Here is a 21402-nt window from a genome sequence, read left to right on the forward strand (position 1 = left end):
GTCCCGTTCCAGGCCACGCCGCGGATCAGTCCTTGCCCCGCTCCTGGTAGGTCTCGACGAGGAACGTCGCGATGGCGCCAGCCGCGTTGACCGCGAGGCTCGCGTGCCGGGGCGACGGCCGGACCCGGGGACGCTCCTCCGTCGGCGGGTCGTCGGCATGCGCGTCCGAGAACCGGTTTCGCAAGGTGCCGAGGCCGTTCACCAGGTTCATGGCGCCGCCGAGGATGGCCCTGATCGGCTCCTCCCGGTGCTGGTCCGGGGCGAGCTTCAGCCCGCGGGCGACGGCGCCGTACAGCTTCGGCAGGTCGTCCTTCGGGGCATAGGCGATCCCGAGCCCGTCGAGGATGTGCTTGCATACCGCCTCCAGCAGCGTGCGCGCGACCGTGATGGCGCCCTCGGGATCGGCGGTCCGGCGCGCCAGGGCCTTGGTCCAGACTGCATGTACGCCGTCGGCGTCGAACGAGGCGAGCGCGTCCCCTACGACGGCGTCCCCAGGAGCCCGGTTGCGCCCTTCGAGGTGGTCCATGACCGGTGCGAAGGCATCTCGGATGTAGGTCCGCCGCTCCTCGTACCGGTCAAGCCGAGGCTTGATGTGGGACCAGAACGCCCCGAGATCCCGGCAGGTCCGGACGAACTCAGGAAGCATCGGCTTGAGCTCGCCGTCGGCGAGGACCTCCCGGCGCAGGTACTCGTAGGCGTGTCCGTCGGGCGAGCCCCCGGTCGCCCGCGAGATGAGGATCCCCTCCATCATCGCGACCTGCTCGATGCGGGTCTCGGGTATGTCGTCCATTGGGTCCCCCAGTCTTGGGCCCGGGCTATCGTCGTGCCGCGAGGGGTGCACGTGCGCACTCACCATCTCTCCACCGCCGATGGATACCGTGACGGAGGTTGCCGGGCACTCAACGACCCTGTCGTCCCCTTACCAGGGGGTTAATCCACACCCCCCGACATTCTGAGATCCATTTTGCCAATCTCGAATTCGGCACGGGCACGGTGCCCTCCATTGGCTCGGGTGATCCCCGGGCCTCAACATGGAGGAGCACATCATGGAGAGGTACCAGGCCCGGCGACAAGCATGGGATCTGCTGACGGGCATCTACCAGGAGATGTCGCGATTCCACACACCAGAGGCGCGTGAGCTCCTGCCGTTGCTACCGGCTGCCCGCGAGCATCTCCTAAGTGGAGGTGAGAAGCCATGGCCGTTGCAGCATCCGGATGCTGTCGCCTACGACGACGAGGCCTGGAACGAGCTGCATCGTATCGTCGAGCCACTCGGGCTTCGGTCTTGGGACCCCCTCATTCGCGAGTGTGAGGACTACGTCGGCCGTGAGTTCACGCGGTCGAAGGAAGGCACATGGTGGAACACGGGAACATACCGTGCAGCTCACACAGCAGCCGCCTACGCCGCCGAAAAACTCTACGCGCACCTCGGTGTCGAGTGGCCCCCCGTCGGGATGGACCCGCCGCCGGGGACGCTCCCCGAGGGGTATCCCGAGGACGACGAGCAGCCCCGGTTCGCGTAGGCCCGCATCAGGTCCTCGTAGGACCGGACGCCCCGGCCCCAGACGAGGGGCTCCCGCATCGCGGCCGGTAACCTCGGCGCGGCGATGCGGACCGTCCGGGGCGGCTTCGGGGTCACCCTTCGCACGGGGGTTCCTCCCGGGGCGGCGTGGAGAACATCACCCGCGGGCGGAACAGGTTGACCCGCACGCCGTCGGCGCCAACGTCCACCCCGCCGACGAGGTACGGCCCCTCCAAGGGCACGTCACCCGGTTCTATGTGGATCGCTCGATTCATCTACGGGAACCCACTTGACGGAAAGGGCGCCGTCGATAATGTTTTGCATAACGCTAAGTCGCGGCGCCTCCAGCAATGGAGGGCAGACCTGCCAGCTTCGCACGAATGCCTGCTTGGGCTTCGGAAAGTCTCCTCCAGCGATGGAGGGCAACCCCGGCGGTCTGACTATTTTGTACGCAGAAGGTTCTCCTCCCGCCTGCGGGAGGGCAAACAAGGCCCCGGCATCGTGCCGGGGCCTTCTTCGTTTCGAGAGTGCGCGCTATGCCGGGGTATGCGCGTCGTCCTCTGCCCCGTTCCCAATCATCCCGATGCCGTCGGCCTCGTCGACGGCCTGCCCCTGACCTATGAGGGGCGCGTACCGCATGTCGGCGGCCGCCCCGTCGAGCACGCCGACATCGCCGAGGATCTCGCCGCCGCGGTCGAAGCCGCCGCGACCGTGCTCTGGGGCGGCGACCACACGAACAGCCTTGCCCGGGTGTCCGATCTCAACAGGAGGACCGTGACCCGCGACCGGTATGAGCGGAATGGCTTGCCAACGTGGTTGCTCCGCCTGCTCGGACGCGCCGCGGCGACGACGACCCCGCGGGCGACGGGCCACATGCTCCTCGCCGCATGCGAGCTCGTCGACCGGGGGCCGTACTCCAAGGGCAGCGTCGTCATGCGCACGTCGCCGGCGGACCGCGACGACCTCGGCGTTGTAGCCCGCCGCGACGTGGACGAAGCCCTGGCGCTGATCCTCGGCGCCCGAGACGCACGCGAGCGGCCAGTCGATAAAAATGAGGGGACCTGAATCGCCTCGCGTTAGGAATTCGTTGACGAGTTCTTAAGGAACCCCCGATAGGGTCCGCATACGTGCCCAAGGCTTTCGCCTGTGGCCGGTGGAAGGACACCCCGATGACTAGCAACGCCCGCCTCGGGCGCGCCACGGACCTGCGCGCGCTCCTGCTCGGTGAGGAGCCCTACGGCGGCTCTCCCCAGCGAGACATCTACGCTCTCCTCGCAGCGCAATACCGACCGCTTCTAACCGGCGACCGCGCCGATCTTCTGCTCGATTGCGGCGGCAACCGCGAATGGGCGGCGGTCATCCTCTCTATCTGGCACACGGTCTCCGACCGGCTGGGCCGCCAGGGGAAGTACGCCGACAAGTGGCTGGTGATCAGGCTGACTACCGCATGGCGCGAGGTCGCGCGGATGCTCGACCTGCGCCCTGCCACCGAGATCGACTTGTCCTACTCCGCCGGTGACACCGAGGAGGACGAGCTCCGCGACCGCCTCATCTGTCACCTCACGCGCTTCGGGCAGCCCGACGCCATCGCGGCGCTGCGCCCCATCGTGTGGCGGCACGCCCGGTCTTACGGGCCCGGCGAGGAGCGCCTGCTCTACGCCGCCATCGGGTCGCAAGTCACCGAGGGTGAGGTCTGGCGCCACGGCACGTGGGAAGCCAACGGGCCCTACCTCGATATCGTCGCCGATTGGGCGAAGGCCGGCGCGCAGGCGCTCCGGGGCCTGCCGGTCCAGGCGGCGGTCGCGGCTACGCAGCCCCCGCGTTCGGTCCCCTCGCACGTCCAGGCCATCCTGGATGCCCGGCAGGGCCCGGTCGACGACGGACCGAGCCTGATGGTGCTGGCGTCGACCGACCACCTGCCGGGGACAAAGGCCAGCTCCGACCGACCGAGCTCGGCCTCCACGCCCAAGGCTGAGTGGTCTCCCTTCGCCGGCCGGCGCTGGCCGCTCGTCCGCGTTGGGGACCTCACAGCGGCGCGGGCCGAGCTCGTTTCCGAGTTCCCGTATGCCGAGGGAATCGTCGATGCCGTCCTTCGCGACCTCGCGGGGCGGCCACACGTCCATGTGCGTCCGGTCCTGCTCGTCGGCCCCCCGGGCTCCGGCAAGACCCGGTTGGCGCGGCGGATCGCCGAGGTCTTGGGGCTTGGTTACCAGGTCTACAACGCGTCAGGGGCAGCGGACGCCAGCTTCCTCTCGACGAGCAGGCAGTGGTCTACAGGGCGCGCCTCGGTACCCATGCAGATGCTGAAGCGGCTTGGCTCGGCGGCTGGTCTCATCGTCATCGACGAGATCGACAAGGTGGGAACGGGCACGACCAACGGCTCGCTCCTGGATGGGCTCCTGCCGCTGTTGACGGACGATGCGCGGCGGTTCTTCGACACCTACGTCGAGGCCGAGGTCGATCTCAGCGGCGTCTCCTACATCGCGACGGCGAATGACGTCACCGGCCTTCGCCGGTCCCATCCCGCCCTCGTCGACAGGTTCCGCGTCTACGAGATGCCGTCGCCCCGGCGAGAGGACCTTCCCGTGCTGCTGCGCGGCGTCATGCGGGAGATCCGGCAGGAGCGCGGCCAAGACGAGAATTGGCTGGCCGACCTCGACGGCGAGGAGGCCGAGCTCGTCGAGGCCCACTTCACCGAGGGAGGCAGCGTCCGTGTCGTGCGGCGCCTCGTCGAAACCGTTCTGGCGGGCCGCGAGGCCCTGGCGACCCGGATGTGATGGAGGCGAACATGACGACCACGCATGCCCCCATCTTCGAGGCCTCCAGGCATTCTCTGCGAGGCCATCGCGTCGCCGGCACGGTTGACTACCGCATCGGTCCCGCGGTGGACGCCTACCTCGGGCACATTGCCCGGTGCGTGGCCGACAGGGAGGTGACGCTCTCGGAGGGCCTCGTACTGGCCAACGCCGCTGTGAAACTGGCGACGCGCTGCGTCCCCTTGCCAGAGGCGCGCATGGAGCCCCGGGCCGATTCGGCGCCGGCTCCGCCCGTCCCGGCGCAGGCCTTCCCCTCACGGGCAGACACGCTGGTCCGCGACGTCGATGGCGGCGGCGGTTCGTGGCGCCGCCCCCGCGAGCCGGTGGCGAGGCCGCGATGCCCGACGTGTACCGGAACCTGAACACGGCCTGCTGGAGCATCCGCGAGCGCGGCCGCGTCGTCGGGCACGCGGTCGCGCTCACGCTTCGGGACGTCCGGTTCGTCGTCTCGGCCGCCGGGTGCGCCCGCATCCGGGCCCGCCGCCAGCGCGAGGTAGTCGCCTGCGCGCGGGGCGTTCTCGTCGAATCCGCGGCGGTCCCGGCCGGCGCGCAGCGGGTCCGCTTCGACCCCTACCTCGCCTCCGCCTTCACCCTTCCGGACGGCTCTCCCATCGCTGCGGCCGCCCTCGTTGTGTTCCTCGCCGACGGCTCGTGCTGGGCCGCCCCCCCATGCCTCGGAGTGTCCCCATGCGTAGCCTCGTCGTCCTCGCGCTGATCAGCGCGGCCGCCCCCGCCGTCGCCGATGATGGCCCGTGGTCGGCCTCTTCCTGGTACCTCGGCACGACCGAGCGCCACGGTGACACCGTGCTGACGACTGCAATGTACGTCTCGCGCGGGCCAGGCCACGACGTCGTGGATCTCCACTGCACCCGGCAGGACCTCCGCACGAAGGCGGTCGCCCGGCGCCGAGGCCGGGCCGCCGCGCAGATGGCGCAGGGGCTGTGGTGCGGGGACGGGCAGGCCCTCGGCCGGTGGTGCGTCGACCTGCGCGAGGGCGCGCGCCTGACGTGGTACGGGCCGACGCCGTGCGCCTCGGGGCCGGCGCAGTTCGGCACCGGTGACTGACCAACGAAGAAGGCCGGCCCCGAGGAGGGAGCCGGCCCGAAACGTAGCGATGCGCGCTTGGCTACGGATTAGTGTCCCTGCGACGAGGGCGTGTCGCGGGCGCTGCAGCCCTGGGCAGCTTCGTGACACGGGCGTAGGCTCCCTGGCTTCCCATCCGTACAGAACGCCGTTCGCAGCCTGTTTATCGGAGCAAGCCGCCAAGTATGCGGAGATTGACCGAGTCGTGCACATATGCACCGCCGTCGGTCATGACGAGCTTCACATCCTTCAGGGCGCACCCGAATGTCGGCTCCTGACCTCAGGTGTCTGCCATTGGAGAAGGGTGTCTCGTTTCAGCGCCTGATGACCGACCTAGTCGAGGGCCACCTGGAGGTTGAGGCACGTAAGGCACCGGTGCGGCTCGCCGAAGTATCCTCGGGCGCCCGCGCTTTCACACAACCTGCACCCAATCCAGTCGGAGAGCGGACAGACGGGTCTTGACCTAGCTTCGTGACAGCGAGGGTTCTGGCCGCTGCCTGGAAGCGGACAATTGCCGCGCTGTTCGATGAGGTCGGGCGTGTTACGTCGCGAATGGCAATCCCCTGGTTTCGCCGTGCTAGCTAGCCTTGATGATGCAAACCGATTCACAGGCCGCCCCGGCCGAAGAGACGTGGTCCGAAACCCTTACAGAGGCTGATCTTCCCGCTTTCCGCGGCTCATTCTTCGCCCATGTCGGGACTGGCGAGACTTCCCAACGTTTCCGTTCGCATGACTGGACCGCCACCGCGCTCGGACATCCTGCGGATTGGCCCGCCAGCCTGCACGCCCTCGTCGACGTGATGCTCGGCGCCACCCAGCCGATGTTCATCGCCTGGGGCCCCGAACGGGTGCTGCTCTTCAACGACGGCTACGCCGAGATCCTCGGCTCCAAGCGAGGGAGCTCGCTAGGTCGTCCGTTCTTCGATGTCTGGCCCGAGATCCGGTCCGCCATCGAGCCGTTGATCGACCAAACCTTCGCCGGCGAGCCCGTCCACATGGACGACATCAGCTTGGTCCTTGAACGCAACGGGCGCGCCGCCGAGGCCCACTTCGCCTTCTCGTACACGCCCGTGCGGGACGCGGACGGCCACGTCTCGGGCATGTTCTGCCCCTGCACCGAGACCACGGCCCAGGTCCATGCCGAGCGGCGCAGGGCCTTCCGCCTCGCCTTGGAGGAACGCCTGCGCGCCCTGTCCGACCCCCGTGCGATCATGCAGGCCGCCGTCGATGCCCTCGGACCTCACCTGCGCGCTAGTCGGGTCGGCTACGGCGAGGTCCAGGAGGACGACGTCACCGTCACCTTCGAGACCAACTACGTCGCCGGGGTCGACCCCATCCTTGGGTCGTTCCCTCTGGACGGCTTCGGCAAGGCCGCAATCGAACGACAGAGACGCGGCGAGACGGTGTGGTCCGACGACGTCACGCTGGAGGCCATCTACGATCCCGCCACATGGGCTTCCGTCCAGGCCCGTGCCTTCGTCTCGGTGCCGCTGGTGCGCGAGGGCCGGCTACGCGCCACGCTCTACGTCAATCACACGGAGCCGCATTCCTGGTCGCCCGAGGAGATCACCCTCGTCGAGGGCGTTGCAGCACGGACCTGGGACGCCTTGAACCGCGCCCGTGCCGAGGCGGAGCTACGGCAACTCAATGAGACGCTGGAGCAGCGCGTCACCGAACGCACGGCCGAACGCGACCGGCTATGGCGGAATTCGCAGGACCTGCTGGTCGTGATCGACCACGCCGGCGTCTTCCAGGAGGTCAGCCCGGCCGTCACGAAGATCCTTGGCTGGGCGCCCGAGGAGATGCTCGGTCATCCCGTCTTCGACTTCGTCCATCCGGAGGACCACCCGAAGACCGACGGGGCTCTGGAGCATGCCAGGCACGACGAGCTTCCGGTCATCCTCAACCGTTACCGGCACAAGGACGGCGGGTACCGCTGGCTGTCCTGGGTGGCGGCCCCGGAAGGCGACCAGATCTACGCCACCGCCCGCCACGTCACCGCCGAGAAGCAGGCGGCGGAAGCGCTTGCCCGGGCACAGGTTCGGCTCCGGACCCTGTTCGAGACCAGCTTCCAGTTCCAGGCGCTGCTCGATGTCGAGGGGACCCTCGTCGACGCGAACACCGTCGCGCTCGAATTCATCGCCGCGTCCCGCGAAACGGTGATGGGACGGCCGTTCTTGTCGGCCCCTTGGTTCACCGCAACCCCCGGCATGCCGGAAACCATGCGCAGGGCCGTCGAGGCGGCTGCGCAGGGAACCGGATACCGGGAGGAGGTCACGCTAAACCTGGCATCAGGGGCACGTACCCTCGACCTATCCCTACGGCCGATCCGCGACGAGGACGGACAAATCGTCGGGATCGTGCCCGAGGCCTTGGACCTGACCGACCGGCGCCGGACCGAGGAGGCGCTGCGGCAGGCCCAGAAGATGGAGGCGGTGGGCCAGCTCACCGGCGGGCTGGCGCACGACTTCAACAACCTGCTCACCGGCATCTCCGGCAGCCTGGAGATGCTGCAGACCCGCATGGCGCAGGGGCGCCTGACCGACCTCGACAAGTACATTAACGCCGCCCAGGGCGCCGCCAGGCGCGCCGCGGCCTTGACCCATCGTCTGCTCGCCTTCTCTCGCCGCCAGACCCTCGATCCCAAGCCGACGAACGTGAATGCGCTCGTCGGCGGGATGGAGGACCTGGTGCGCCGTACGGTCGGTCCGTCCGTGGCCATCGAGGTGGTCGGGGCGGCGGGCCTGTGGCCGGCCCTAGTGGATCCCAACCAGCTTGAGAACGCGCTGCTCAACCTCTGCATCAATGCCCGTGACGCGATGCCCGACGGCGGCCGCATCACCATCGAGACCGCCAACAAGTGGCTCGACCCCCACGCGGCACAGGAACGTGACGTCCCCCCGGGGCAGTACCTGTCCCTTTGCGTGACCGATACCGGCACCGGCATGACCCCTGAGGTCATTGCCCGGGCCTTCGACCCGTTCTTCACCACCAAGCCCCTCGGGCATGGCACCGGCCTGGGGTTGTCGATGATCCACGGCTTCGTGCGCCAGTCCGGCGGGCAGGTGCGGATCTATTCCGAGGTCGGCGAGGGCACGACGGTCTGCCTGTACCTGCCGCGCCACTACGGCGAGGCCGAGGAGGCCGACGTGCTGGCGGGTCTGAGCGAGGCTCCTCGGGCCGATCAGGGCCAAACGGTCCTCATCGTTGACGACGAACCCACCATCCGCATGCTGGTCACCGAGGTCCTGCAGGAGCTTGGCTATACGGCCATCGAGGCCGCCGACGGACCTTCCGCACTAAGGGTCCTACAATCGAACGTGCGGCTCGACCTCCTCGTCACCGACGTTGGCCTGCCGGGCGGGATGAACGGTCGACAGGTCGCCGATGCCGGCCGCGCGGTCCGTCCCGATCTGAAGGTGCTGTTCATTACCGGCTACGCCGAGAACGCCGTCGTCGGGAACGGGCATCTCGACCCTGGCATGGCCGTCCTGACCAAGCCCTTCGTGATGGAGACGCTCGCCAGCCGCATCCGCGAACTCATCGAGAAGCCTTGATCCACCGCGGGCACTCGAACGGTCATGGGACGGGCTCGCCGCCATGCGCGGATCGGACCGGGCTGTCCTACAGAGGCCAAGTTTCGGTGATCAGGGACAGGAATCGTTAGCCACGGATGGTTTCGCCGAGCCTTTTATCGGTCCGGTCAAACCCGCGTTAGGCCTGTGCATGCCAGATACCAAGAAACGAAAAGCATGCTTGGGAAAGGCCATCGATGTCACTGCCGCCTCGTCTCGCGCGACGGCTGCGCTCCGCCAGCACGTGGATCGCGCTCGGCATCCTCGCGCCCCTTGGCATGCTCGTCATCTCGGGCCTCATGCTGCTCGACCTGCGGCAGGACGCCTGGGACAAGGCCGAGCAGACCTCGCGCAACCTCCTGCAGGTCATCGAACGCGACGTCGCCCGCAACGTCGAGATCATCGACCTCACGCTCCAGGCCGTGCAGGACAACCTGAGGACGCCGGGCCTGGCGCAGCTCGACGCGCCCATGCGCCAGCTCGTCCTGTTCGACCGCGCCGCGAGCGCGCGTGACCTCGGCGTCATGTTCGTCCTCGACGAGAACGGCGAGGTGGTGGACGACGCCGGGGCCGTTCCGCCGCGCAAGGGCAACTACGCCGACCGCGACTACTTCCAGGCCCACAAGGCGAACCGCTATCTCGGCCTCTATGTCGGACGGCCCATCGTTTCGCGCCTGACCGGCGAGCGCATGGTCAACTTCAGCCGGCGTATCGACAAGCCCGACGGCTCTTTCGGCGGGTTGGTCCTGGGCAGCCTCAAGCTCTCCTACTTCGGGCGCCTCTTCGACCAGATCGGCCTCGGCCGGGACGGTGCGATCAACCTCTACCTCAAGGACGGCACGCGCATCACCCGCCATCCCTACCTGGAGGCCGACGTCGGCGTGAACATCGCCGGCTCCCGAACCTTCGACCGCTTCGCCCGCGAGGGAACGGGTACGTTCGTCGAGACCTCTGTTCGTGACGGCGTGAAGCGGCTCTACACCTTCACCCGCGTCGGCGAGCTGCCGCTGATCCTCAACGTGGCGCTGTCCGTCGACGAGGTCGAGGCCGGCTGGCGGGTCAAGGCCGTGGTGATCGGCAGCGTCGTGCTGGTCCTGTGCGGGCTGACCGTCGCCCTGTCCCTGCTGTTCGGTCGAGAGATCCGACGCCGTGCCGCGATGCAGGCCGAACTCGCCCGGCTCTCGGAGACCGACACGCTGACCGGCCTGGCGAACCGTCGGCGCTTCGAGGAGACGTACGCCCGCGCCTGCGCGGATGCCGTCCGGTCAGGCAAGCCGCTTTCGCTGCTGGTCGTCGATGCGGACCACTTCAAGCGCTACAACGACCGCTACGGCCACGCCATCGGCGACGAGGTGCTGAAGGGGCTTGCCCGGGGCCTGACCGCATGCGTGCACCGCCCCTCGGATCTCGTCTGCCGGGTCGGCGGCGAGGAGTTCGTTCTCCTGCTGCCCGACACAGACGAGGCCGGCGCCCTGCGCGTCGCGGCCGAGGTGCATGCCCAGGTGAGGACGGTGGCGGTCGGATCCGTCGGAATCGGTGCCGGCGCCGTCACGGTCAGCATCGGCCTGGCATCGGGTATCGCCGATGCCGCCGACCTCTACGGCCATGCGGACGCGGCCCTCTACGAGGCCAAGGCCGGAGGTCGCAACCAGACCCGTTGCGCCGCGTCCGCCGGCGCGCGGTCGGCCGAAAGGCAGCCGTTTCGTATCGTCGGGGGCTGAGCGAGCCCGGACCTCTCATGATGGCTCGCGTCCAACGTCCTCGCCGCCTTCGTCAGGCCGGGCGGTCCGCGGCCGGTGCCTCGGCCTTGAGCCCACGTTCCGCCATGAGCCGCAACCCGGCGTCGAACTGTTCAGGCCGATGGTTGCGGTCCCGGATGTCGTAGGCTCGCTCCCGGATGCGCTCGAAGCGCTCGGCCAAGGTTGTGAGCGGCAGTGGTGCCCCTCGACGCGCTGAACCTGACCAACACACAAGGCCGCCCGGATCACCTGCTTCCACAACTCGCGCCTGCCCAGCGAGGCGGCGGACGGCGTGGCCGAACGGCACTTCCACCCTTTCGAGCCGACTACGGTCCGGTTGACCCTGGCGCGCAGGTCCTGGGATTTGCGAATGGCCGATGACGAGGACGGCGATAAGAGGCAGCTACGTCGCAGTCGGATCGTAACCCGTATGCCTGCTCTACGGCCCGGTTGGGTGAACGGCGGCCCGTCCGCGTCCGTGCAATGAAGCTACCGGAGCAGGCTTCGCTCCTCCGGCCGCGCACACGATCCCACGCTGGCCTCTTGCTCTCGCCAGACCGATCTGCGATCATTAACCACATGGTTGAGCATTTTGCTGCGTCCTTGGATAGGGTCTTTCATGCCCTCGCGGATCGAACCCGCAGGGCCATGGTCGATCAACTCGCGTCCGGTGAGCGCACAGTTTCGGAACTTGCCGCGCCGCACGCCATGTCGCTGGCGGCTGCCTCCAAGCACGTCCGCGTTCTCGAAGATGCGGGCCTTCTGAGCCGCGCAATCGAAGGTCGGGTGCATCGCTGCTCGCTTGAGCGTCAGCCTCTTGTTCAGGCGCTCTCCTGGCTGCGCACCTACACGGCCTTCTGGAACGAGCGGCTCGATGCTCTCGACGATCTGCTGAACGCCGAGGACGACGATGACCGACACTGAGCCCGCCGTCGTCCTCGTCCGGACGTTTCGGGCAACCTGCGACAAGCTCTATCAGGCCTGGACCGACCCGGTGATGATCCAGCGCTGGCTCGCGCCTGGCCGGAACGTCGTCGAGCAGGCCGAGACCGACCTTCGGGTAGGTGGTCGCTTCCGGTTGCAGACCCGGGGGCCTGAAGGAGCCGTACATCGCATCAGCGGCTGCTACCGAGAGCTCGAACCCGGCCGGCGCATCGTCCAGACTTGGACGTACGACGGCCCCCTCGACCTTTCATGTGGGGAGGAGACCCTGCTGCAGATCGAATTCAAACCGCAAGAAGACGGCACCAGCGAGATGCGCCTGACCCATAGGCGGATCGCCCGTGCGGACGTCCGCGAGGCCTATGCGGAGGATTGGCCGAGCTGCTTCGACAAGCTCGACCCCGTGCTTCACTGAACGACAAAAACGAGGAAACGCCATGTTGAAACAAGGCTCACCTGCGCCGCTCCGGCGCGGGATCGTCAAACTGTGGTTCGCGCTCGACGCCATCGTTGCGCTGGCCCCGCCGCTCTACTGGGCGGCCGACGGCCGCACGACCCCGATCGCCGGGATCCCGACCGCGCTGTTCTACTTCTTGGCTGTCAGTCTCTGCATCACAGTAAGCCTGATCGCCGCCTATCTGCTCGACGCGGCCGACGAGGGGAGCGCGGCATGATCATCACCTTCGGCTCCCTCGCCCTCTTTTTCGCCAGCTGGTCTGGGTGCTTCAGCGCAACCGTACCGTTGACCAGTCCTTCACCGACTATGCTGTCGGCGGCCGCTCGTTCGGCGCGCGCTATCAGGCGATGTCATTCCTCAATACCTGGTACCCCGGCTCGATGTTCACCGCCTTCGGCGCGCTCTCGGTCACAGCTGGGGTGATGTCGTTCTACGTCCTGTCCTACTCGCTCCTGACCGTGGTGCTGCTGTTCGTGCTCGCCCGGCCTGTCTGGATCTGGGGCAGGGCCTACGATTTGAGGACCCAGGGTGACCTGTTCGCTTTGCGCTACGGCTCACACCATATCCGCACGGTGGCTGCCTTGATCGGCATCGTATCGGGCCTGCCCTGGCTGGTCCTGGGCATGCAGGCGCTCGGCAACCTGTTCCAGGCCATGTCGCTCGGCACGCTGTCGTTCTCGACCGCGGTGGTGGTCGGCGTGCTCGTAATCGCCCTGCGTCAGGTCTGGACGGTGCGTATGGGTATGCGCGGTGTCGTCATCTCCGACTACCTGCAGGGCATCGTCGCGTATATCGGCGGCGGCCTGATGCTCGTCGGCTTGATCGTCTGGCTCGTCGTGGCCCGGGGCAGCACGCTCGCAACGCTCGACCCGAAGATGTTCGCGATCCCGAGTTTCGGCTCGAAAGAAGGCCCGCTCTATCTGTTCGCGCTGATGTTCACCGGTGCGCTTGGGGGCTGGTGCTGGCCATACATCTTCGTGCGCCTGTTCACGGCGGACGGCGTGCAGAGCCTGAAAAAGTCGGCTGCCCTCGCTGTGCCGCTGACCTTCCTGTTCGGGGTCGCGCTGCTGATCTTCGGAATGCTCGCCTCGAAGGTGCCCGAAGCCGTCGCCAAGCCCGACGACGTCTGGTTCATCATTTCCGAGCAGGCCGGCGGCCTTCTGCTACTGGGCCTGGCCGGCGTCGTGCTGCTGGCCGCCTCGATGGGGCATACGGACGGCAACATCCAGGCCTACGGTGCGCAACTCGCCAACGACCTCGTCGGCAACTACGTCCAGCTCGAACAGCGGCAGATGATCCTCATCGCCAAGCTCGGCATGCTGCTGCTGACCCTGCTCGCGTCGTGGCTCGCCACCCTGACGCTGCCGGCGCTGTTCTCCCTTGCGGTGCTAGCTTACCAAGGCATCATCCAGCTCTCGGTGCCGCAGTTTTTCGGCATCTTCTGGAAGCGTGGAAACCGGCAGGGCGCGTTCGCCGGCATGATCCTGGGCTTCGTCACGGCAGTGGGGCTGGAGTTCGCCTTTGGCGGCCACTTGCCCTTCGGCTACGGCCTGACCTCCGGCTGCTTCGGCTTGGCCGTCAATCTGCTCGTCTACGTCGCCTGCGCCTATCTGCTCCCGCACTCGTCCGAGGAACGGCAGCGGGTCGAGGAGCTGTTCGACGTCGTGCGGGCCAGCAGAGCGAGGCCGGCAGGGGCAAACCCTCAGGCTCGGCCGGCTCCGGTCTGAGGACGTGTAGGATGAACAGCTTCTGCACGCCGGAACTACGGGCGCTGCAGAACCGCTTCGGCACGCGCCGGCCGGCGGACACGCAGGAGCGCGCAAGCGTGAGCGAACGGCTCTCGGATGCCGCTCAGGCCTTCATGGCGGAACGCGACCTGCTGTTCCTGTCGACCGTCGATGCCACCGGCCAGCCAAACGTCTCCTGCATCGGCGGTGCGCCCTGTCTCATCCGGATTGCCGGAGATGACCTGTTGCTGCCATGCTACGATGGCTACGGCATGGACCCCTCGATGGCCAACGTCATGCCCAGCGCGAAGGCAAGGCCCGACAACCCGAGCCATGAGGCCATCAGGCCCATCTCCTCCGTCAGCCGTTCGACCGTGCATCCGGGCGCATCTGGCTCGACGTGCATCTGCTGGACGATCAGCACGCCGGCTTTGCGGTCCGCCTTCAGGTCCACGCGCGCGACGAGGGCGCCGTCGAGCAGGAAGGGCAGGACGTAATAGCCGTGCTCGCGCTTGTGGGCCGGGGTGTAGATTTCCAGCCGGTAGCGGAACCCGAACAATCTCTCGGTGCGGGGGCGGTGCCAGACAAGCGGGTCGAACGGCGACAGCAGGGCCTGGCCCTCGATCCTCCTGCCGGCATAGGCGTCCTTGTGCAGATAGGCCTGTTGCCGCCAGCCGCGTACGCGCACGGGGATGACGGTCCCGTCCTCGACCAACTGCTGGAGCGGCGTTCGCACGTCCGGCGCCGGGATGCGGTAATAGTCGCGCAAGTCCTCCGCGGTCGCGATCCCGAGCGCCTGCGCCGAACGCGCGAGAAGCATCCGCCGCGCATCGACGCCCGCCGGGGTGGGCCGTTCCAGGACCGCCCGGGGCAGCACACGCTCGGGCAGGTCATACACCCGCTCGAAGCTACCTCGGCGGTGCGTCGCAGCCACAAGGCCCGCCCAGAACAGCCATTCGAGCGCGTACTTTGCGTCGCTCCAGATCCACATGCCCTTGGACGTGCCGCGGCCCGTCACATCCGAGGCGGCCAGCGGTCCTTCCGCCTGGATGCGGTCGAGCAGGGCCTCGGCCTCGGCCCGCTTTTCACCTGCATAGAGTTCCAGCTGGCGCCAGATACCCTTGCCCCGGAGTGCGCGGGCCATGCGCCAGCGCAGAAGTGGGTGACAGTCGACCGGTAGGATCGACGCCTCATGCCCCCAATACTCGAAATAGCGTCTGGGCCGCTTCGCCACGAGCGCATCGAGGGAGGCGGGGTCGTACGACCCCAGGCGGGAAAACACGGGGAGGTAGTGGGCGCGGGCGAGGACGTTGACGCTGTCGATCTGGAGCAACCCGAGCCCTTCGATGGACCTTCGCAACTGCGGGGCACCGACGGCCTTTTCACGGGACAGGGCGTTGAAGCCCTGCGCCGTAAGGGCGATGCGACGGGCCTCGGAAACGGAGAGCTCCGGCTTCGGGGCGCCTCTCATGCGACCGCGCGGATGAAGGCTCGCAGGTCAGGGCGTATCGGATCGCGTCCTTCGCCGGTGGAAAACACGCGCAACCTCATGCAAGATCAGCCTTGTTCTTTGTCTCACGACCTTCGTGTGCAAGCTTATATGCGGCACCCATGACCGCCTCGCCCATGTCCCGCGGACGATTCCTCTCGGACCGAACGAATCCGATAACGCGGATCACGAGGTAGCGTGCCCATGCCTTGAAGCCCGGCTCTCAGGCGGGCTTGGCCGGATCGGACGCGGGGCCTCAGGCCTCCGGTGGTGCAAATCCGACGCTTGGTACCCACTCGCGTGACCCGCAGAGGCCGGGGTGCGGTCGTCGCTCAAGCGACGCAGATGCCGGGAACCTCGACCTTGCGGAATAGGTGCGGGCTTACCGTTGCGCTCTCCGGGTAGTCGCTCAGCCGCGCCCGGAACTCGGGGTTGGCGAAGGCGGTCCTGAAATGGGCGACCGATTGCCAGACAGCGTAATTCAGGAACGTGCCGCTTCCTGCGATGCCACGATGGAGTTGGGTCGAGATGAACCCCGGCTGGGCTTTCATGATGGCAGCATCGGCACCCCACGAGGTCAGGAAGCGGTCGATGTCCTCGGCAGGAATGACGAACGTGTTGATCAGGACCACTGGCCCTTCCTCGCTCCTGAGTTGATCGGCCAGCGTGACGGCGCGATCCATCTCGACGAATTTCGGCATCTCAGGTCTCCTTGATCTTGGTGGTGACCGCAGGCGCGATGGAACCCGCAAGGCGACGCTGCATCTCGCGCAGCAGCTCTCCGGCAGCCTCGATCTCTTCGGGTGACAGGTCGACCGCAAGGGCTTCGGCCCATCGTCCTTGCCGTTCGCTCGCGGCGCGGTAAGCGTCTTCACCCTGCTCCGTCATGGTGACGAGCATGGCGCGGCGGTGGTGCGGGTTCGGTTCGAGGCGGACGAAACCGTCCGCTCGCATCTCGTCCACGGTGCGCTGCACCGCCTGCCGGGTCAGGCCCATGTTGCGGGCGATGTGAGCCACCGGCAGGGGCACGGGCGAGAGCGCGATGGCACCAAGCACCTGCCAGCGGGCGCTGGTCAGCCCGAGGTCACCGACGAGGGCGTCCCCAGCGACGAGCAGGTCGCCGTTGAGACGGAACACCTCGATTACAGTCCAGTGCGGCCTAGCCCAGGTTAGGATGCGTGTCGTGACCGAGAGCAGGCTCATCGACGGACGGCTTGAGCTGCGGCGCAGCGACGAGGACAAGAAACCGCTGCTCAGGCGCCTCGCCAAGATCGAGGGTCAGGTGCGGGGCTTGCGCACCATGATCGAGGAGGATCGCTACTGCCTCGACGAGGTCCAGCAGATCAACGCGGTCACCGCGGCCCTTCGCGAGGTCGCGCTGCTGATCATCAGCCAGCATGTGGCGCAAGGCGTTCAGCTCGCCGTTCGCGAGCAGGAGAGCGACGGTGCCTTCGAGGACGTCATGCGCGTGCTGACGGCGGCGATGCGCATGCGCGACTGACTTGCCCGCAAGCTCGGTCAACCTTCACCGGACCCTGCGCTCGCCAGCGGCCGGACACGGCGATGCACCACGGCTTGATCGGGTGGGCCCTACGTAGCGTTCGCACCTCTTGGAAGTACCGGCGGTCGGCGACCGTGTAGGCCCCGGGCTTGGAGCCCAGGGTGTTGCAGACGATCCTACCATCCGCATCCGTCACGCCGAAGAAGAAGGCGCCGGGCACCTGCCCGAGTAGGGACCTTAGGTAGGCGGTGCAGGCCTCCGAGTTCTTGTTCCGGATCTCGGGGACGCCGGCGAGGATGACGAGGGTCTGCCTCGCGCTCCGCCCGAACTGCCCGAGGTCGGACGCTATCGCGCGGGCCGCCCGTAGGGCCTCGCCGCGCAGGACCTCGCCACGTGCGTCCCGCAGCGCGTATTCATTGTAGCCTTGGATGGCGAGTGCGGGCACCAGGGCGAGTGCCACCAGACCGGCAATGCGTTTCGTCAGTGACATCGAGGCTTCGGCCGTGCTCCTCGTCGGCCTCCGCGCACGGTGTTGGAGGCCGTCGGTCGTTCTTCGCAAGAGGCGGGGGGGGGGGGGAACAGTTTCGATCATCCCGACGACCGCCACGGTCGCCGGGAAAAGCTCTTGCTGGACGAACACTACCCGTGCGGCTTGAACACGACCTTGGTGCAGTTGTCCTTCTTGTCCCGGAACATGTCGTACAGCGCCGGGCCGTCCTCCAGGTTGGTGGAGCGATGGCTGATGATGAAGGATGGGTCGATGTCGCCCTTCTGGATACGCTCCATCAGCGGCTTCATGTAACGGACCATGTGGGTCTGGCCTGTCTTCAGGGTCAGGCCCTTGTTCATCAGGATGCCGAGGGCGACGGGCCCGACGGGGCCGGCAAACACGCCCGGCATCGAGACGTTGCCGCCGGGACGGCAGGCCAGGATCGCCTGGTTGAGGGCGAAGGGCCGCTCCAGGCTGACAGTGTGCTCCATGATGGCCGAAGAGACCTTCTGGAGCGTCGTGTCCGCACCGTGGGATTCCATGCCGACCGCCTCGATGACCGAGTCCGGACCGAGACCGTGAGTCATCTCCATGAGCGTGTCCTGCACGTTCTCCTTGGACAGGTCGATGGTCTCGGCGCCGGCTTCCCGGGCGAGCGCAAGGCGCTCGGGCACGCTGTCGATGGCAATCACGCGCTTGGCGCCCAGCATCAGGCAGCACTTGACTGCGAGCACGCCGACCGGACCGCAGCCCCAGATCGCCACGGTGTCCTCGGGGCCGATGTCGCAGTGCTCGGCAGCCTGGTAGGCGGTGGGGAAGATGTCGCTGAGGAACAGGACCTGCTCGTCCGTGAGGTCCTCGGGCACGACGATGGGGCCGACATCGGCATAGGGCACCCGCAGGTACTCGGCTTGGCCGCCGGCGAAGCCACCCGTGATGTGCGAGAAGCCGAACAGGCCGGCCAGAGGATAGCCGTAGGTCTCGGCCTGGAGCTTGCCATTGGGATTGGTGCGCTCGCAGCAGCTCCAGTTGCCCCACTTGCACTGGCGACACTCGCCGCAGCAGATGGTGAAGGGCACCACAATGCGGTCGCCGACCTTGAGCTTCTGGTTGTCGCGCCCGACCTCGATGACCTCGCCCATGGTCTCGTGTCCCAGGACGTCGCCGCACTCCATCGTGGGCATGAAGCCGCCCATGAGGTGCAGGTCCGAGCCGCAGATCGCGCAGGCGGTCACCTTGATGATGACGTCACGCCCGTGCTCGATCTTCGGGTCCGGCACGGTCTCGCACGAGATCTTGCCCCGGCTCTGCCACGTGAGTGCTTTCATCCTGTCGACGCTCCTGGTTCGAGGTGTTTCGGCACAGATGACCCCCGCCGCTTCCACCAGGGAGGTAATGTTCGTCACGCTCACGTGATCCAGCGGACGAGGAATTAACTTCCACGCCGAACGTGCAGCCGAGGAAATACGCCGTGCTGAAAAGCGGACCGCGATGGCGTTCTTCCCGGTCCCCGCGGGACCACACGCCATGCGTAGGTCGTCAGACCGCCTCGTAGACGAAGCGCCGACCGTCGGGAGTCCGGCCTGCCAGACTTGCCAGGGCCCGGGTCATGTCCCGCCCGCCTGCCGCCCATCGGTCCCGGATCGAGGACGGCGAGAAGTCGAAGCTCTTGGCCGAGAGCTGGTCGGCTGCCGCCTTGTAGACGACATGCAGCAACGTCGCCGCTGGCCCGTCCGGCTCCAGTCGCTGTCTCAGCGCGTACTCCCGCTCAAGGGCCGAGATGGCCCGGCGGCCCGCACTGGCGAAGATGAGGTCGTTGGCCCGTTCCAGCACGGCATCGAGCGAGCCTGGGCGGGGGGCCTGCAGGTTGAAGAGGTCCGAGGCGATGCAGAGTAGGTCGCGCGCCGGCTCATGCGCGAAGATCGGGTCCAGGGGCAGGTTGTTGGTGTAGCCAAGATCGCACAGCAACCGCCCGTCGATCTCGACCGGTGGGAAGGCTGGAAGCAGAGAAGTGCTTGCCAGGACGTGCTCGGGCCGGACCGTCTCGTGCGCCGTATCGAAGTACACCTCCTCGCCTGACGCGACATCGACGCAGCCTATCGTCACGCGGGTATCGCCCCCATTCAGACGCTCGAAATCGACGTACCGCTTGATGCTCGTCAGCAGGGGCGCGTGATCGAACATCGCGACGTCGTTCGGCACCCCGGGCAGCGCCGACCATAGGCCGGGCCAGCGGTGCTGGAAGATGTTGGGCCGTCCCCAAGCGAGCGTCATCAGGGCGTGCAGCCCGTTGTAGACCTGCCGCGGCTTGAGCATGGCGGAGACGCTAGGGGCCGTGTGCTGGGTCGCCTCGCTCCAGAAGCGGCGGAGTTGGGGGATCCTATCCTCGGGAGCGTTCCCGGCGACGATGGCGGCCGTGACGGCCCCCATGGAGGCGCCCACGATCCGACCCGGTCGGATGCCGCGCTCGTGCAGGACCTCGTAGACGCCCGCGTGGTAGGCGCCGAGCGCGTTGCCGCCGCTCAGGACCAAGGCGATGTCGCACCTGGCCAACGCAGCGATGGCGTCCGGACCGCCTCTCACCGGGTCGTACGCGGAGGTGTTTCCATCCCCAACACTCGGTGGGCGGTCCGCTGAGGCGTGGTCGTTCTGGTTCGGTGACAAGCGCGAAGGAGCCTTGATGTTCGTGTGAGGGCCCATCCGGGCTGGGGGAAGGCCATGCGGGCCTGTTCGAGGTCGACGGCTTCGGAACCGAGACGCCTCGTGCCGCGTGATGTTCCGCGAAGCCAGCCACCTCACCTCAGGGGTCGCAACGTTTCACGCCTTGTCCGTCCGGTAGGGACCTGCGGAAAGGCCCGAGGATCGGCAGGGGTGCCTTGCCTTCCGAGGTTAGTCCTAGAGGCGGCGGCGGACGTCCCTCAGAACCGCCAGGGCATCCATGTCGGCCCAGAGCTCTTGCACCGCCTCCGAGGTGTTGAATCCCGTGCTCGCCAAGAGCAGGATCGTGGCAGTCCGGGCGGAGGTGGAGGCTTCCGCCTCGGCGATGCGGGCGCTCACCTCCGCAAGCCAGGTGGCCCGTCGAGAACTGGATATCATTGCCGGATACACGGTCATCCGTCGCCTCCCGTCCCTCGACGCAGGTCCGAGATCCCGTCGCGAAGGGTCCATGAAGGGTGTGACCATACAAGCGATTTAGACTTCGGGTCCAATCGCTCCCTTCGCGTTGGCTCGCGGGCCGGCGTATGAACGGGTCGCAGTTGGCGGTCGAGGCGCAGCGCCTGCGTCCCGGCCTGAAGGTCCTGCTGACCTCCGGCTACGTTGCCAACCTCGACGAGGGCCAGGTCATCGGCAAGGGTGAGCTCACCATCCTGAACAAGCCGTATCGGCGCGACGAGCTAGCCCGCTCGCTGCGTCACGTCCTGACCGGCGGGATGGGGTGATCCCCTTCCATCCGGCCAACGCAACGACCCCGTGCAAGGAAGTGGAAGCGGGCGTTCGTCACGCTGTCGTTCCAGTGGCGAGTTCGCGCCAGCCTTATACGGACCTCCATCTCGGCAATCCGAAGGCAGGCGGCACAAAAGCTCATCTTCTAAGTGCGGATTTAGCCCAAGCCTCACTCCGGAAGGGTGAAGACCAAGAGCGCATCGCCGGTGCCGAACCCGGACGTCTTGGTGAATGAGGAACCGTCCGCCGCGACAGCCACGTATTGTTTTCCATCAATGGAATAGGTCATCGCAGGACCGCTGATTTCGGCTCCGCATTGGAATCGCCAGAGGATTTCGCCCGTCCTTGCATCGTGAGCATCGGAATGGCCGTCCTCCTCACCGGAGAAGACGAGGCCCCCCGCCGTAGCCAGCGTGCCTCCCGAGAGACGGCTTGCGGCACGCACCGACCAGGCGATGCGATCGCCGTCCGCGAGGTCGACGGCGGTTAGGGTGCCGAAGGAGGGCTCGGCCTGAACTCCGCAGACTGTCCCAAATCATCTGACGACGGACAACCGATGAAATCGCACGGTTCCATCGGCGTCGAATTGCAACCTAATAGGTAGATCGCTATTTGTG

At 67.2% G+C, this 21402-nt stretch carries 21 protein-coding genes and 2 pseudogenes; 13 read left to right on the plus strand and 10 right to left on the minus strand.

Annotation, left to right across the window (positions count from 1 at the left end):
- Positions 1–25: 25 nt before the first annotated feature.
- A complete protein-coding gene (locus AC0IY1_RS15445) occupies positions 26–790 on the minus strand; it encodes an abortive infection family protein (protein WP_056218032.1) in 765 nt (254 codons plus the stop codon).
- Positions 791–1031: 241 nt separating this feature from the next.
- On the opposite strand from AC0IY1_RS15445, the gene AC0IY1_RS15450 reads away from it, so the two are divergent.
- The 7 genes from AC0IY1_RS15450 (at position 1032) to AC0IY1_RS15480 (ending at position 10717) form a co-directional block, all read left to right on the plus strand.
- Positions 1032–1523, plus strand: a complete 492-nt coding sequence (locus tag AC0IY1_RS15450) for a hypothetical protein (protein WP_056218030.1) — start codon at positions 1032–1034, stop codon at positions 1521–1523.
- A 545-nt stretch (positions 1524–2068) separates the two neighbouring features.
- A complete protein-coding gene (locus AC0IY1_RS15455; RefSeq protein WP_056218027.1) occupies positions 2069–2587 on the plus strand; it encodes a hypothetical protein in 519 nt (172 codons plus the stop codon).
- Positions 2588–2691: 104 nt separating this feature from the next.
- Positions 2692–4299, plus strand: coding sequence for an AAA family ATPase (locus AC0IY1_RS15460; protein WP_056218022.1), 1608 nt, complete (start codon positions 2692–2694; stop codon positions 4297–4299).
- 376 nt (positions 4300–4675) lie between these two features.
- Positions 4676–5053, plus strand: a complete 378-nt coding sequence (locus AC0IY1_RS15465; RefSeq protein ID WP_056218019.1) for a hypothetical protein — start codon at positions 4676–4678, stop codon at positions 5051–5053.
- Positions 5026–5403 carry a hypothetical protein gene (locus tag AC0IY1_RS15470; RefSeq protein WP_056218015.1) on the plus strand — a complete coding sequence of 126 codons (378 nt, stop codon included), beginning with the start codon at positions 5026–5028 and terminating at the stop codon, positions 5401–5403. Before AC0IY1_RS15465 ends, AC0IY1_RS15470 begins: the two co-directional genes overlap by 28 nt.
- A 608-nt stretch (positions 5404–6011) precedes the next feature.
- Positions 6012–8978, plus strand: coding sequence for a PAS domain-containing protein (locus AC0IY1_RS15475; protein WP_471770630.1), 2967 nt, complete (start codon positions 6012–6014; stop codon positions 8976–8978).
- Between the two features lie 215 nt (positions 8979–9193).
- Positions 9194–10717, plus strand: a complete 1524-nt coding sequence (locus AC0IY1_RS15480) for a sensor domain-containing diguanylate cyclase (RefSeq protein WP_471770633.1) — start codon at positions 9194–9196, stop codon at positions 10715–10717.
- A gap of 52 nt (positions 10718–10769) precedes the next feature.
- Here AC0IY1_RS15480 and AC0IY1_RS15485 read toward each other — a convergent pair whose 3' ends face one another.
- Positions 10770–10916: a hypothetical protein gene (locus AC0IY1_RS15485; protein WP_471770635.1), complete on the minus strand. Its 147-nt coding sequence runs from the start codon at positions 10914–10916 to the stop codon at positions 10770–10772.
- Between the two features lie 398 nt (positions 10917–11314).
- On the opposite strand from AC0IY1_RS15485, the gene AC0IY1_RS15490 reads away from it, so the two are divergent.
- From AC0IY1_RS15490 to AC0IY1_RS15505, 4 genes are read left to right on the plus strand one after another with little or no spacing between them, the layout of a single operon-like run.
- Complete coding sequence (locus AC0IY1_RS15490) at positions 11315–11659, plus strand: ArsR/SmtB family transcription factor (RefSeq protein WP_471770638.1); 345 nt, start codon at positions 11315–11317, stop codon at positions 11657–11659.
- Positions 11646–12092 (plus strand): SRPBCC family protein, encoded by a 447-nt coding sequence (locus AC0IY1_RS15495; protein ID WP_471770641.1) that lies wholly within the window; start codon positions 11646–11648, stop codon positions 12090–12092. Before AC0IY1_RS15490 ends, AC0IY1_RS15495 begins: the two co-directional genes overlap by 14 nt.
- A 22-nt stretch (positions 12093–12114) precedes the next feature.
- The gene (locus AC0IY1_RS15500; protein ID WP_471770644.1) at positions 12115–12351 is read left to right on the plus strand and encodes a hypothetical protein; all 237 of its coding nucleotides are present in this window, start codon (positions 12115–12117) and stop codon (positions 12349–12351) included.
- Positions 12352–12397: 46 nt separating this feature from the next.
- Positions 12398–13861, plus strand: a complete 1464-nt coding sequence (locus tag AC0IY1_RS15505; protein ID WP_471770646.1) for a sodium:solute symporter family protein — start codon at positions 12398–12400, stop codon at positions 13859–13861.
- 265 nt (positions 13862–14126) lie between these two features.
- Here the strand turns inward: AC0IY1_RS15505 and AC0IY1_RS15510 are convergent, their stop codons facing one another.
- The 3 genes from AC0IY1_RS15510 to AC0IY1_RS15520 form a co-directional block, all read right to left on the minus strand.
- A complete protein-coding gene (locus AC0IY1_RS15510; RefSeq protein ID WP_471770648.1) occupies positions 14127–15332 on the minus strand; it encodes a winged helix-turn-helix domain-containing protein in 1206 nt (401 codons plus the stop codon).
- 350 nt (positions 15333–15682) lie between these two features.
- Positions 15683–16051 carry an antibiotic biosynthesis monooxygenase family protein gene (locus AC0IY1_RS15515; RefSeq protein ID WP_471770650.1) on the minus strand — a complete coding sequence of 123 codons (369 nt, stop codon included), beginning with the start codon at positions 16049–16051 and terminating at the stop codon, positions 15683–15685.
- Position 16052: 1 nt separating this feature from the next.
- Positions 16053–16487 carry a MarR family winged helix-turn-helix transcriptional regulator gene (locus AC0IY1_RS15520; RefSeq protein WP_471770652.1) on the minus strand — a complete coding sequence of 145 codons (435 nt, stop codon included), beginning with the start codon at positions 16485–16487 and terminating at the stop codon, positions 16053–16055.
- 46 nt (positions 16488–16533) lie between these two features.
- Between AC0IY1_RS15520 and AC0IY1_RS15525 the strand changes: the two genes are divergently transcribed.
- Positions 16534–16851: a metal-sensitive transcriptional regulator gene (locus tag AC0IY1_RS15525; RefSeq protein ID WP_471770654.1), complete on the plus strand. Its 318-nt coding sequence runs from the start codon at positions 16534–16536 to the stop codon at positions 16849–16851.
- Here the strand turns inward: AC0IY1_RS15525 and AC0IY1_RS15530 are convergent.
- The 4 genes from AC0IY1_RS15530 to AC0IY1_RS15545 all read right to left on the minus strand — a co-directional run bounded on the left by AC0IY1_RS15530 (position 16811) and on the right by AC0IY1_RS15545 (position 20398).
- Complete coding sequence (locus AC0IY1_RS15530) at positions 16811–17341, minus strand: PDC sensor domain-containing protein (RefSeq protein WP_471770657.1); 531 nt, start codon at positions 17339–17341, stop codon at positions 16811–16813. The two genes, AC0IY1_RS15525 and AC0IY1_RS15530, sit on opposite strands and share 41 nt — an antisense overlap.
- Before the next feature lie 149 nt (positions 17342–17490).
- On the minus strand, positions 17491–18669 hold the full coding sequence (locus AC0IY1_RS15535) for a zinc-dependent alcohol dehydrogenase (RefSeq protein WP_471770660.1): 1179 nt from the start codon (positions 18667–18669) through the stop codon (positions 17491–17493).
- A 211-nt stretch (positions 18670–18880) separates the two neighbouring features.
- Positions 18881–19873 (minus strand): patatin-like phospholipase family protein, encoded by a 993-nt coding sequence (locus AC0IY1_RS15540; RefSeq protein WP_471770662.1) that lies wholly within the window; start codon positions 19871–19873, stop codon positions 18881–18883.
- 363 nt (positions 19874–20236) lie between these two features.
- Positions 20237–20398 (minus strand): hypothetical protein, encoded by a 162-nt coding sequence (locus tag AC0IY1_RS15545; RefSeq protein ID WP_471770664.1) that lies wholly within the window; start codon positions 20396–20398, stop codon positions 20237–20239.
- A 185-nt stretch (positions 20399–20583) separates the two neighbouring features.
- On the opposite strand from AC0IY1_RS15545, the pseudogene AC0IY1_RS15550 reads away from it, so the two are divergent.
- Positions 20584–20781 (plus strand): annotated as a pseudogene (locus AC0IY1_RS15550) (hybrid sensor histidine kinase/response regulator); the annotation flags it as partial.
- Positions 20782–20954: 173 nt separating this feature from the next.
- Here the strand turns inward: AC0IY1_RS15550 and AC0IY1_RS15555 are convergent.
- Positions 20955–21299 (minus strand): annotated as a pseudogene (locus AC0IY1_RS15555) (outer membrane protein assembly factor BamB family protein); the annotation flags it as partial.
- Positions 21300–21402: the final 103 nt, after the last annotated feature.

It is taken from the genome of Methylobacterium sp. AC690, assembly GCF_979256535.1.

Coding starts and splice junctions, on each gene's coding strand:
- AC0IY1_RS15480 (WP_471770633.1), top strand. CDS start 9,194: ATGTCACTGCCGCCTCGTCTCGCGCGACGGCTGCGCTCCGCCAGCACG.
- AC0IY1_RS15515 (WP_471770650.1), bottom strand. CDS start 16,051: ATGCCGAAATTCGTCGAGATGGATCGCGCCGTCACGCTGGCCGATCAA.
- AC0IY1_RS15450 (WP_056218030.1), top strand. CDS start 1,032: ATGGAGGAGCACATCATGGAGAGGTACCAGGCCCGGCGACAAGCATGG.
- AC0IY1_RS15535 (WP_471770660.1), bottom strand. CDS start 18,669: ATGAAAGCACTCACGTGGCAGAGCCGGGGCAAGATCTCGTGCGAGACC.
- AC0IY1_RS15465 (WP_056218019.1), top strand. CDS start 4,676: ATGCCCGACGTGTACCGGAACCTGAACACGGCCTGCTGGAGCATCCGC.
- AC0IY1_RS15495 (WP_471770641.1), top strand. CDS start 11,646: ATGACCGACACTGAGCCCGCCGTCGTCCTCGTCCGGACGTTTCGGGCA.
- AC0IY1_RS15460 (WP_056218022.1), top strand. CDS start 2,692: ATGACTAGCAACGCCCGCCTCGGGCGCGCCACGGACCTGCGCGCGCTC.
- AC0IY1_RS15455 (WP_056218027.1), top strand. CDS start 2,069: ATGCGCGTCGTCCTCTGCCCCGTTCCCAATCATCCCGATGCCGTCGGC.
- AC0IY1_RS15500 (WP_471770644.1), top strand. CDS start 12,115: ATGTTGAAACAAGGCTCACCTGCGCCGCTCCGGCGCGGGATCGTCAAA.
- AC0IY1_RS15470 (WP_056218015.1), top strand. CDS start 5,026: ATGCGTAGCCTCGTCGTCCTCGCGCTGATCAGCGCGGCCGCCCCCGCC.
- AC0IY1_RS15490 (WP_471770638.1), top strand. CDS start 11,315: ATGGTTGAGCATTTTGCTGCGTCCTTGGATAGGGTCTTTCATGCCCTC.
- AC0IY1_RS15510 (WP_471770648.1), bottom strand. CDS start 15,332: ATGAGAGGCGCCCCGAAGCCGGAGCTCTCCGTTTCCGAGGCCCGTCGC.
- AC0IY1_RS15445 (WP_056218032.1), bottom strand. CDS start 790: ATGGACGACATACCCGAGACCCGCATCGAGCAGGTCGCGATGATGGAG.
- AC0IY1_RS15530 (WP_471770657.1), bottom strand. CDS start 17,341: ATGTCACTGACGAAACGCATTGCCGGTCTGGTGGCACTCGCCCTGGTG.
- AC0IY1_RS15475 (WP_471770630.1), top strand. CDS start 6,012: ATGATGCAAACCGATTCACAGGCCGCCCCGGCCGAAGAGACGTGGTCC.